This is a genomic window from Loktanella salsilacus, from assembly GCF_024206795.1.
GTDB lineage: Bacteria > Pseudomonadota > Alphaproteobacteria > Rhodobacterales > Rhodobacteraceae > Loktanella > Loktanella salsilacus.
The window spans coordinates 2,022,005-2,034,225 of sequence record NZ_CP072994.1 but is presented as its reverse complement, the minus strand read 5'-3'; the positions used below and the strand labels follow the sequence as shown (position 1 = coordinate 2,034,225).

Annotated in this window: 8 protein-coding genes; 6 read left to right on the top strand and 2 right to left on the bottom strand. The window is 65.3% G+C overall.

Annotated elements, in window-relative coordinates; all coding sequences use genetic code 11:
• Positions 1-42 precede the first annotated feature (42 nt).
• From KBW81_RS09945 to KBW81_RS09920, 6 genes are read left to right on the top strand one after another with little or no spacing between them, the layout of a single operon-like run.
• Complete coding sequence (locus tag KBW81_RS09945) at positions 43-2,130, top strand: 3-hydroxyacyl-CoA dehydrogenase NAD-binding domain-containing protein (protein ID WP_254247048.1); 2,088 nt, start codon at positions 43-45, stop codon at positions 2,128-2,130.
• 10 nt (positions 2,131-2,140) lie between these two features.
• On the top strand, positions 2,141-3,316 hold the full coding sequence (locus KBW81_RS09940) for an acetyl-CoA C-acyltransferase (protein WP_254247047.1): 1,176 nt from the start codon (positions 2,141-2,143) through the stop codon (positions 3,314-3,316).
• A 12-nt stretch (positions 3,317-3,328) separates the two neighbouring features.
• On the top strand, positions 3,329-4,519 hold the full coding sequence (locus KBW81_RS09935) for an acyl-CoA dehydrogenase family protein (RefSeq protein WP_254247046.1): 1,191 nt from the start codon (positions 3,329-3,331) through the stop codon (positions 4,517-4,519).
• A 7-nt stretch (positions 4,520-4,526) separates the two neighbouring features.
• Positions 4,527-5,639, top strand: coding sequence for an acyl-CoA dehydrogenase family protein (locus tag KBW81_RS09930; protein ID WP_254247045.1), 1,113 nt, complete (start codon positions 4,527-4,529; stop codon positions 5,637-5,639).
• Between the two features lie 37 nt (positions 5,640-5,676).
• A complete protein-coding gene (locus tag KBW81_RS09925) occupies positions 5,677-7,170 on the top strand; it encodes a class I adenylate-forming enzyme family protein (protein ID WP_254247044.1) in 1,494 nt (497 codons plus the stop codon).
• 4 nt (positions 7,171-7,174) lie between these two features.
• Positions 7,175-8,386, top strand: coding sequence for an acyl-CoA dehydrogenase (locus tag KBW81_RS09920; RefSeq protein WP_392338554.1), 1,212 nt, complete (start codon positions 7,175-7,177; stop codon positions 8,384-8,386).
• A 29-nt stretch (positions 8,387-8,415) separates the two neighbouring features.
• On the opposite strand, the gene KBW81_RS09915 is transcribed toward KBW81_RS09920, so the two are convergent.
• Both KBW81_RS09915 and KBW81_RS09910 read right to left on the bottom strand, forming a co-directional pair.
• The gene (locus KBW81_RS09915; RefSeq protein ID WP_254247043.1) at positions 8,416-11,016 is read right to left on the bottom strand and encodes an AAA family ATPase; all 2,601 of its coding nucleotides are present in this window, start codon (positions 11,014-11,016) and stop codon (positions 8,416-8,418) included.
• On the bottom strand, positions 11,013-12,140 hold the full coding sequence (locus tag KBW81_RS09910; protein ID WP_254247042.1) for a metallophosphoesterase family protein: 1,128 nt from the start codon (positions 12,138-12,140) through the stop codon (positions 11,013-11,015). Before KBW81_RS09910 ends, KBW81_RS09915 begins: the two co-directional genes overlap by 4 nt.
• Positions 12,141-12,221 lie beyond the last annotated feature (81 nt).

Genomic DNA, 12,221 nt, shown 5'->3' with positions numbered 1-12,221 from the left:
TCAGGTTGATATCGTCAACCCAATGCCGAGGGAGAGACGCGCATGACCCAAGTGAGTTACGAAAAAGCTGGCAATGTCGCTGTGATCACGGTGGACAATCCGCCTGTGAACGCGCTGGGGCAAGCCGTGCGCCAAGGGCTGTGGGACGCGATCACCTGCTTTGAAGGCGACGACGACGCGCAGGCTGCAATCATAATCGGGGCAGGGCGGCTGTTCATCGGCGGCGCTGATATCACCGAATTTGGCAAGCCGCCGGTTAAACCGTTCCTGCCCGACCTGATCAACCGCATCGCGGCCAGCCCAAAGCCTGTGATCGCCGCAATCCACGGCACGGCTTTGGGTGGCGGGCTAGAGGTCGCGCTGGGCGCGCATTACCGCATCGCGACCAAATCAGCGAAACTGGGCCTGCCCGAAGTCACCCTTGGCGTGATCCCGGGCGCTGGCGGCACGCAGCGGATGCCGCGCCTTGTGGGTCTGGACGCCGCCCTGACCCTGATGACCAGCGGCCGCCCTGTCAGCGGCGCGCAAGCGCTTGATATGGGCTTTGTCGATGCGCTGGCGGGGGACGATTTGCGCGCCGACGCGCTGGCCTATGCAGCCCAGCTGATTGCAGATGGCGCTGGCCCCCGCGCCGTGACCGACCTGTCATTCCCGGCCGCAGACGCCGCGTTGCTGGCGGATTGGCGTGCCCGCCTGACCAAAACCGCCAAAGGCCAAGTCGCCCCGCTGGCCGTCTTGGACGCCGTCATTGCTGGCACCGAACTGTCCTACCAAGATGCCTCTGCCACAGAACGTCGCCTGTTCCTGTCGATGCTGGACACGCCGCAGCGGTCCGGCATGATGCACGCCTTCTTTGCCGAACGCGCCGTGGCCAAAGTGCCAGAGATCAAAGGCGTCGCCCCCCGCGACATCGCCCGCGCTGGCGTCATCGGCGGTGGCACCATGGGGGCGGGGATCGCCACAGCAATGGTGTTGGCCGGCCTGCATGTTACGCTGGTTGAACGCGACGAGGGTAGCGCCGCCCGCGCCCGCGACACCATCGCCCGCAACCTGGCCAGCGCCGTCAAACGCGGCAAGCTAGCCGAGGCCGCCCGCGATGCGATCCTGTCCGATGCACTGGCCACTGTCGTCGGCTATGATGCGCTGTCGGATGCCGATCTGGTGGTCGAGGCGGTGTTCGAAAACATGGACGTCAAAACGCAGGTGTTCCAAGAGCTTGACCGTGTCTGCAAACCCGGCGCGGTGCTGGCGACCAACACGTCCTACCTTGACGTAAACCAGATCGCGCAGGCCACCAGCCGCCCCGGCGACGTCATCGGTTTACACTTCTTTTCCCCCGCCCATGTGATGAAATTGCTGGAAATCGTCGTGGCCGACGCCACCGCGACCGACGTGACCGCGACCGCCTTTGCGCTGGCGAAAAAGCTGGGCAAGATCGGCGTGCGGGCAGGGGTCTGCGATGGCTTTATCGGCAACCGCATCCTGTCCCACTACCGCACCGCCGTCGATCACATGGTGCTGGACGGCGCGAGCCCCTACGCCGTGGATCGCGCCCTTGTGGATTTCGGCTTTGCCATGGGACCCTATCAGGTCAGCGACCTTGCGGGCCTTGATATCGGCTATATGACCCGCCAGCGCAAAGCGCCGGATGCCCATCCGCTGGACCGGGCGCCCGTCTTTGCCGATGCGCTGTATCATCAAGGCTGGCTTGGGCAGAAAGCCAAGCACGGCTATTACATCTATGACGACGCCAGCCCTAAGGGGCGGACAGACGCCGCCGTCACCGCGATCATCGCCCAGTCCCGCGAGGGCCTTGGCCTGACGCCGCGCGACTTCACCGCAGACGAGATTACCCGCCGCACCATGGCCGCCATGGTGAACGAGGCGGCCCGCGTGGTGGAAGAGGGGATCGCGCAGCGTCCCTCTGACGTGGATGTGGTGTTTTTGTCGGGCTATGGCTTTCCGCGCTATCGCGGCGGCCCGCTGCATTATGCCGACACCACCGGGCTGGACGTGATCCTGGCCGACATCCGCGCCTTTGCGCAAACCGATCCCCATTTCTGGTCCCCTGCGCCGCTGCTGGAACAGCTTGCCGCTGCTGGGAAAACCTTTGCCAGCCTGAACCGTTAAAGGACGCATTATGTCACATCCCGTTATCGTTTCCGTCGCACGCACCCCCATCGGCAAGGCCGGGCGCGGCGCATTCAACATGACCCATGGCGCCGTCATGGCCGGTCACGCCGCCCGCCACGCGGTTGACCGCGCAGGCATCGACCCCGCGCTGATCGAAGACAGCATTTGGGGCTGCGGCTATCCCGAATACGTCACCGGCGGCAACATCGCCCGCCAAGCCATCATCCGTGCAGGTCTGCCCGTCAGCATCGCGGGCACCACGGTCAACCGCTTTTGCGCCAGCGGCTTGCAGGCCATCGCCATGGGCGGCCACATGGTCGCCCAAGAGGGCGCGAAGGCTGTGCTTGTCGGCGGTGTGGAAAGCATTTCCATGGTGCAGCCGCCCGTGCGCAATTCGCGAGAAGACTGGATTTTGGCAAATAAGCCAGAGCTTTACATGCCGATGATCGAAACCGCCGACATTGTCGCCGCCCGCTACGGCGTGTCCCGCGCGGCGCAGGACGAACTGGCCTTTCAAAGCCAGCAGCGCACCGCTGCGGGGCAAGAAGCGGGCAAGTTTGACGATGAAATCGCGCCGATCACCGTGACCATGCAGGTGACGGATAAAGAGACGAAAGAGGTGTCGACCCGCGAAATCACCGTCGCAGCGGACGAATGCAACCGCCCCTCGACTACGCTGGAAGGTTTGCAAAAACTGTCCCCCGTGCGCGGCGATGACCAGTTCATCACCGCTGGCAACGCCTCTCAGCTGTCCGACGGGGCCGCATCGCTGGTCATGATGGACGCGAAAGAGGCAGAGCGCGCCGGCCTGACGCCGCTGGGTGCCTTTCGCGGTTTCGCCGTCGCAGGCTGCGAGCCGGACGAGATGGGCATCGGCCCGATCTATGCCGTGCCGCGCCTGCTGGAACGCGCAGGCTTGCGCGTGGACGACATCGACCTGTGGGAAATCAACGAGGCTTTCGCCAGCCAAGCGCTGTACTGCCGCGACTTTCTGGGCATCGACAATGACAAGCTGAACGTGAACGGCGGCTCGATCTCCATTGGCCATCCCTTTGGCATGACGGGGGCCCGGATGACCGGCCACCTGCTGATCGAAGGCCGCCGCCGGGGTGCAAAGCTGGGCGTTGTGACGATGTGCATCGGCGGCGGGCAGGGTGCCGCTGGCCTGTTTGAAATCTATTAAGGGGGCCGGGTTATGGACCTGAATTACACCGATGCGCAGATCGCCTTTCGCAGCGACGTGCGCGATTTTCTAAGCGACAATCTGCCAATGCACCTGTCCGATAAAGTGCGCGATGGCGTTGCGCTGACCAAGGCCGACCACGAGGAATGGCACGCCATCCTGAACGCCCAAGGGTGGCTGGCGGGCAACTGGCCGGTGGATCATGGCGGCACCGGTTGGGATTCCGTGCAGCGCCATATCTTCGAGGACGAGATGACGAAGGCGAACGCGCCGCGCATCGTGCCCTTTGGCCTTGCGATGCTGGGGCCGGTGCTGATGGCCTTCGGCTCTGACGAACAGAAATCCTACTGGCTGCCGCGCATCCTGAACGGCGACGACTGGTGGTGTCAGGGCTATTCCGAACCGGGCGCGGGGTCTGACCTTGCCTCTGTCCGGACCATGGCAGAGCGGGACGGTGACGACTACATCGTCAACGGGCAAAAGACGTGGACCACGCTGGGTCAATACGCGAACATGATCTTCTGCCTTGTCCGCACCAGCAAAGAGGGTAAGCGGCAGGAAGGGATTTCGTTCCTGCTGATCGACATGAACTCCCCCGGCATCACCGTCCGCCCCATCGTGCTGATCGACGGCGGCGCAGAGGTGAACGAGGTCTTCTTTGACAACGTCCGCGTGCCTGTCGCCAATCTGGTGGGCGAGGAAAACAAAGGCTGGACCTACGCCAAATACCTGCTGACCCACGAGCGCACCAATATCGCGGGCGTCGGCTTTGCCAGCGCGGGACTAGAGCAGCTGAAGCGGATCGCGCGGGCGGAACTGTCGGGCGGCAAGCCGCTGATCCAGCACCCGTTGTTTGCGGCCCGCATCGCGCAGGTACAGATTGACCTGATGGCCATGGCCACCACCAACCTGCGCGTCATCAGCGCCGCCGCTGCAGGGCAAGCCCCCGGCGCCGAAAGCTCTATGCTCAAGGTCAAAGGGACGCAGGTGCGCCAAGAAATCAACGCGCTGACCATGCAAGCCATCGGCCCCTACGCCATGCCCTTCGTGTCAGAGGCGCTGGACGGCGACAACGATCCCGTCGGCCCCGCCTATGCGCAGGCCCCCACCGGGCAATACCTGAACAACCGCAAGCTTTCGATCTATGGCGGATCGAACGAAGTGCAGCGGTCGATTATCGCCAAAGCTATTCTGGAACTGTGAGGACATCATGAACTTTGATCTGACCGAAGAGCGCCAGATGCTGCAAGACGGCCTGCGCCGTTTCCTGCGCGACCAATACACCCCCGATTTGCTGGCGCAGATCGAAACCAGCGACACGGGCACGTCCCCCGAAGTCTGGGCTGGCCTTGCCGACATGGGCGTCATCGGCGCGCTGTTCACCGAAGACCAAGGCGGCTTTGGCGGCGCGGGCTTTGACCTTGCGCTGGTGGCCGAGGAAATGGGCCGCGTCGGCGCGACCGACCCGCTGATCGACACCGGTATTCTGGGCGGCGGCTTGATTGCTGCGCTTGGGGACGAGGGTCAGCAGGCCATGCTGGACGACATCATCGCAGGCACCCGCCAGTTGGCGCTGGCGCATGGCGAACCCAGCAGCCGCTATGACCTGTCGCGCGTTGAAACCACCGCCACGGATGGCAAATTGACGGGCCGCAAGGCCGTCGTCGTCAACGGCGGCGCGGCGGATACCTTGATCGTCAGCGCCCGCACGGCAGGCGATGTGGCGGATACGGACGGCATCAGCCTGTTTATCGTCGCAGCGGACGCCCCCGGCCTGATGCGCCGCAGCTATCCGCTGACAGGCGGCGGTCATGCCGCTGAAATCACGCTCGATAACACCCCCGGCACGCTGCTAGGCACCGCTGGCCAAGGCTACGCCGCGCTTGCCACCGCCCACGCCCGCGCCACCCTTGCGATCAGCGCAGAGGCGGTGGGCCTGATGGACGCGGTCCGCACCTTGACCACCGACTATCTGAAAACCCGCAAGCAGTTCGGCCAGCCCATCGGCAAATTCCAAGCCTTGCAACACCGCATGGCCGACGTGCTGATCGAGATCGAGCAGGCCCGCTCTGCCGTGATCAACCTTGCGGGCCATCTGGACGCGGACACCCAGACCCGCGACACCCATGTCGCGGCGACGAAAACCCTGATCGGCCAAGTCGCCCGTCTGGTGGCAGAGGAATCCATTCAGATGCACGGCGGCATCGGCATGACGCAGGAATATGCGCTGGGTCATCTGGCGAAACGCCTGCTAATGGTCGATCACCGCTTTGGCGATACGCTGTATCACATGGATAAATTTATCGCCCTCGCTGTCGCCTAGCCGCCCCATCAGGCCACCGCGAGGAGGCGGTGTTTGCATGCAAGATCAATCCCATATCGACGCGGTGATCGCGGGCCAAGCGGGTAGGAGCCCCGCCGCCACCGCGATCATCGACAGCGCGGGCAGCACAACGTTTGCGCAATACGATGCGCATATTACGGCTGCTGCGGGCCTGCTGAAAACCGCAGGGGCACAGCCCGGTGACCGCGTGCTGATCGTGGCGGAAAACTGCCTTGCGACTGCCGTGTTCATCTTTGCCGCCAGCCGCGCGGGCGCGATTGCTGTACCCGTCAACGCCCGCATGACCGCGCCGGAAATCGCCCGCGTTGTGGATCACGCGCAGCCGCGCTGCATCGTCTACACCTCGGCCTGCTCGGCCGAGGCGGCGATCCATGCGGCGGATGCCAGCGCACAAGACATCGGTTTTGGCCCGTTCCACATGACCCAGCTGGACCCCGCGCCTCTGGATGCGGATACCGCCGATGTCGCGGTGATCCTTTACACCACCGGCACCACAGGCGCGCCCAAGGGCGTGATGCTGACCCATGCCAATCTGCTGTTCGCGGGCAATCTGTCGATGAACCTGCGCGGCATGACGGCGGGCGATCATGTCTACGGCGTGCTGCCGCTGACGCATATCTTCGGCCTTGCCTCTGTCCTGCTGGCCTGCGCGATTAGCGGGGCGACATTGCAGCTGGAAACCCGCTTTACACCCGCCAAACTGCATGCGGCCCTGCTGGGCGGGGCGACCGTCTTTCCCGCTGTGCCGCAGATGCACGCGCTGCTGATGCAATACGCCGCCGATCAGGGCCTGACCCGGCTGGAAGGGGCAAAGCTGCGCTATGTCTCTTCCGGCGCTGCGCCGCTTGACCCCGCGTGGAAGGCCAAGGCCGAAGGCTTTTACGGCCTGCCGCTGCAAAATGGTTATGGCATGACCGAAAGCACCGCTGGCGTCAGCGGCACCCGCAATGCCATCGGCAGCCCCGACACCAGCGCTGGACCGCCTTTGCCGGGGATCGAGGTGCGCATCGACGCAGCCCCCGGCGCTGACGCGGGCGAGGTGCTGACCCGCGGTGCCCATGTGATGAAGGGCTATTTCCGCGCCCCTGACCTGACCGCGCAAACCGTGCAGGACGGCTGGCTGCGCACGGGCGATCTGGGCAAGCTGGACGACGCAGGCAACCTGCACATCGTTGGCCGCGCCAAGGAATTGATCATCCGCGGCGGTTTCAACGTCTACCCGCCAGAGGTAGAGGCCGCCTTGAACGACCACCCCGACGTGATCCAATGCGCTGTCATCGGCGCGAAAAACGCGGTCGGCGACGAAGACATTCTGGCCTTTGTCCAATGCCGCGATCCGCTGGCGTTCGACACTGCGGCACTGTCGCATTTTGCCGCCGCACGTCTTAGTGGGTATAAGCGCCCCACACGGATTTTCGCGGTTGATGCCTTGCCAGCCGCGCCCACAGGGAAAATACTCAAACACAAACTGCTGGATGCCTTCGCGGACCGGCTGAACCAAAAGGACTGAACTTATGGCACACGACATGCCCGGCATGGGCCCCGACCTTGGGCCATTCAAATGGGACGACGCCCTGCTGCTGGAAAACCAGCTGACCGAAGACGAACGCATGCTGCGCGATGCGGCCCGCGACTTTGCCCAGACGGTTCTGCAGCCGCGCGTGACGCAGGCCTACCGGGACGAGGCCGCAGCGCCTGACCTGTTCCCCTTGATGGGCGAGGCGGGCCTTTTGGGCTGTACCATCCCAGAGGAATACGGCGGCCTTGGCGCGTCCTACGTCACCTACGGGCTGATCGCGCGCGAAGTCGAGCGTGTGGATTCGGGTTACCGGTCGATGATGTCGGTGCAGTCATCCTTGGTGATGTATCCGATCCACGCCTACGGGTCCGAAGAGCAAAAGCAGAAATACCTGCCGGGCCTCGTCAGCGGCGATCTGATCGGCTGCTTTGGCCTGACCGAACCCGACGCGGGTTCCGATCCGGGCGGCATGAAAACCACAGCCAAGAAAACCGCTGATGGCTATGTGCTGAACGGCTCCAAGATGTGGATTTCCAACGCGCCTTTCGCTGACGTCTTCGTCGTGTGGGCCAAGTCCGAAGCGCATGACGGCAAGATCCGCGGCTTCGTGCTGGAAAAGGGCATGGAAGGGCTGTCTGCGCCTAAAATCGGCGGCAAACTGTCCTTGCGCGCCTCGACCACAGGCGAGATCGTGATGAAGGACGTGGCCGTGGGCGAAGACGCGCTGCTGCCCGGTGTGCAAGGCCTGAAAGGCCCGTTCGGCTGTTTGAACCGTGCGCGCTACGGCATCGCTTGGGGCACCATGGGCGCGGCAGAGTTCTGCTTTCACGCCGCCCGCCAATACGGGATGGACCGTAAGCAGTTCGGCAAGCCGCTGGCGCAAACGCAGCTTTACCAGAAAAAACTGGCGGATATGCAGACCGAAATCACCCTCGGCTTGCAAGCGGCCTTGCAGGTGGGCCGCTTGATGGACACCGGCCATGCCGCGCCCGAAATGATCAGCTTGATCAAGCGGAACAACTGCGGCAAGGCACTGGATATCGCTCGTCACAGCCGCGACATGCACGGCGGCAACGGCATTTCCGACGAATTCCAGATCATGCGCCACATGATCAACTTGGAAACCGTGAACACCTATGAAGGCACCCACGACGTGCACGCGCTGATCCTTGGCCGTGCGATCACGGGCCTGCAGGCGTTCTTTTAAACCAACGCGATGGCGTGCCGCCTGATCCGTCAGGCGGCACCCGGCAGCAGCTGCAACCGATGCCCGCCCAGATCGCGGAACGCCCGCTGGCGGCAGCTAAAGACGATAATCTGCAAATCCCCCGCCTGCCGATGCAGCGCATCGAACATCCGCTCGATCCGGTCGTCGTCGGTGTACACCAGCGCGTCGTCCAGCAGCACCGGCGCATGTTGCCCGCCGCGTTCCAGCATTCGCGCAAAGGCCAGCCGCACCAGCAGGGCGATCTGTTCCTGCGTGCCGCCTGACAGAATATCCAGCGGCTCTGTCTGTCCATCGCGGATCAGCGATTCTGGCAAAAGCGTATCCTGCGTCCACGTCAGTTCCGCCTGCGGCCATAGCAGATGCAGCAGCGGCTTCAGCTCTGCCGCGACGGGGGCGAAATAACGCTCGCGCGCGGCGACGCGGGCCTCGGTCAAGGCGGCGGCAAGGCGTTGCAGCACGGCAACCTCGTGATCATAGCGCGCGAGGGTCTGCTCTGCGGCGGTCAGCTGCTGTTCGCACTCCGCCAATCGCTCTTCGACGGCGTCGCCTGCGCCGATGGCGATGCGTTCGTCCAGCGTTGCGATTTGCGGGCGCAGCAGGGCGATTTCGGCGCTGGCCGCGGCCTCGATTGACGTGGCGCGGGCTAGGGCGGCTTCGGCGCCCGCCAGATCGGGGGCATCGGTGCTTTGTGCCGCGTGAACAGCCTCTGCAGCGGTTAGCTCTGCCATCGCCGCCGCCATGATCTGCGCCAGCGTGTCTGCGGTATCCTCGCCAGAGGCGGCCATGCTGGCCTGCGCCCGGTTCAGCCGATCCCGCGCCGCTTGCGCTGCGACCTCGGCCCCCGCAAGATGTGCCCGCAAGCTGGCCAATGCCTCTGCCGCCGTGCGGCTGGCGGATTGCGCCGCCGCTGCGCTACTCTCAGCCGCTGTCAGCTGCGCCGCTGTCGCCGCTGGATCAAGCGGAGCATCATCCGCTGCCGCTGCCGGAATTTGCGCCAAGGCCTCGCGCAGTTTGTCGATGCCGCCGGGGGCCAGCGCCTCCAGCCGCGCGCGCGCTTCGCCCGTCACGGTGACAGCCTGCGCCCGGATGTCAGCAGCGGCGCGGGCGGCGGCGACATCTGGCAGATCAAGCGCCGCAAGCGCCTGTGTCAGTGCCCGCTGCGCCTGCTGCACGGCGTCCGTGTCCTGCGCGCCAGCGCCGGGACGGATTTCGACCTGTCCCAGTCCGGCGATGTTCAGGACCCCGCCGCGCGTGATGGGGTAGGCCACGCCGTCATCCAGCGCCGCGCCATCCAGCTGCACGCCGTCCTTGCGGCCAGCCGCATAGGTCACGATGACCTGCGTCGCCAGCGCATCGCGCGTCGCGAGCGCTGTGGCCAGCGCAGTCGACAGCTGTTCAAGCCGCTGCACCGCCGCCATGTCCGGCCCGGTTTTCGCCGCTGCCGCATGGGTTTCGATGACCGCGCGCGCGGCCTCTGCCTCTGCAATGCGCGTCGTTAGCTCTGTGCGGCGCAAGGCTCCTTCGCGCGCCGCCGTCTGGCGATCTAGGCGCGCTTGATCCGCCTGCGCGGTCTTAAGCGCTCCCTCTGCCGCCTCCAACTTGGCCTGCGCTGCGACGGACGCTGCTTGCGCGGTCGCAAATTGCGCGCTGACCTCTGCCTTGGCAGCGCTGGTTTGCGCCGCCCAGTCCGCCGCCGCATCGCGTTCGGTCTGCGCGCTGCGCAGGGCATCCAGCCGGGTGCGGGCTGCCGTCACGGCCAGCCTTGCCGCTGTGACTTTGCGCGCTGCACCTTCGACTTGTTCGGCGTGCCGTTCTGCCACGCGGTGCGCGGCGGTGGCCGCGTCCAATCGGTCCTTGCGCGCGGCCATGGCGGCGGGGTCTGCGACCTCTGCCAAGGCGCGGCGCTTTTGTTGGCGATCATTTAGGGCTGTGTGCAGGGCCTGCGCAGTCGCCGCCAAATCTGCCTGCTGGCTGCGCAATTCATCCACCCGGTCCGCCGCCGTGCGCCATGCACCGCCAGCCTTTTTCTGCCCCGTTGCCGTGGCCAGCTGCGCCAGTTCCGCCTTGCACCGCGCCAGCGCCGCATCCATGCGCCGCCCGCCGGTCATCGCCTCGACCTCGTCCGACACCGATGACATCAGATCGCGGCGCGCCTCTAGCGCGGCGGCCTGTTCGCCCTTCGATCCATCCGTCAGCCCGGTCAAACCCTGCCGCACCCAGACCAGCCCGGACGGGCCGCCCGCGCTGGTGCCGGTCAGCTTGGCGATCCAATCTTCTGCCGCATCCGCCTGCGCGATCAGCGTGCCGCCCTTGTGCACCGTTGCCTGCGCCTTTGACGTCCAGCGCTTGAAGATGACAAAGCGGCCATCGGGTGTTTCCACCTCGACCGTGACCTCTGGCGCGCCGCCCGCGTGGGGTTTGAGCGCTTTGATCTCTTTGTCATTGGCCCCGTAAGCCTTAAAGAACAGCGCGTGGATCGCGTCGAACAGCGTGGATTTGCCGTGCTCGTTCGGCTCGCTTAATACGTTCAGCCCGTCGCCGATATTCGCAAGGGTCACAGGCGCGGTAAAGCGGCGCACGTTGTTCAGGGTGATGGCGCGCAGCTTCATGACTGCTCCTCTTTCACGATGGCATAAAGCCGGGCAAGGGCATCCGCCGCGACCTCCCGGTCGGACCCGGCAGCGCTCGCGTCCTCTGCTGCGGCCAGCAGCGTATCGGCGGCAAGGCGCAGGGCGCCGCCGCGATCAATCTCGTCCAGATCGGCCACATCGTATTGCGTGCCAAGGGCGCCCATTTGCAGTTCGAAATGCGCAAACTCTGGCCCCAGCTGGTCAGCAGCGCGGCGCAAGGCGACCTGATCGGGCAGGCCGGCCCAACCGCTGGCCTGCACGCGGATCATCAGATCGCGCCGTCCGGCGGTGGGCAGCAACGCTGCCAGCGCCGCCGCATCACTGCGCGGCGTCAGTTCCAGCGCCAGTTCTTGCCACAGGAATTGACCCACGGTGACTTCTGTGACGTGCGGCACAGCGCCGGTGCCATCCAGCGTAACGGCAAGGCAAAGGCCGCGCTGGCCGTGTTTAAAACGGTCCTGTTCGGGGCTGCCGGGATAATGCACGCGGGGGCCGACCTGCACGCGGCCATGCCAGTCGCCCAGCGCCAGATAATCCAGCCGCGCAGAGACGTCGCGGTTCGGGGGGATGCTGGCGCCGCTGTCGGTGAAATCGGTGACACCGCCATGGGCCAGCCCGATCCGCAGCACGCCGGGGGCGGTGGCGATCTGCGCAAGGCCATCCGTCGGGTCGGTTCCGGCAGACCGCCAAACGACCGGGCAGGGCAGCAGCACCGCGCCCGGTGCCAGCACGATGGGGTCTGCCGTGCGGACACCTTGCACATTGGCGGGGGCGCTGGCGGCGATCATGTCCCACAGCGGCTCTGCCTCGCGCAGGTTGTCGTGGTTGCCGGGCAGAAGCCACCAGCGCACGGATGTGTCCTCGCCCATCGCGGCAAGCGCTTGACGCACCAGCCCATGCGACGGCGTTGGCGTATGGAACGTGTCGCCCGCCAGCACGATATCGCTGGCCCCGTGATCCCGCGCGGCCTGCGCAATCCGGCCAATCACCGCGTGCCGCGCCTCGCGCAAGCGGCCGCGAATGGTGCCGTCGGACGGCTCTGGGATATTGGCGAACTTGATCCCAAGATGCAGGTCAGAGGCGTGGATAAAACGAAAGGCCATAGGGTGCTCCAAGGCGCAAACAAAAGGGGGGCCGCGCCGCTGCGGCAACGATAGGATGTGTCGCGGCGCTGCGCCAGCCAA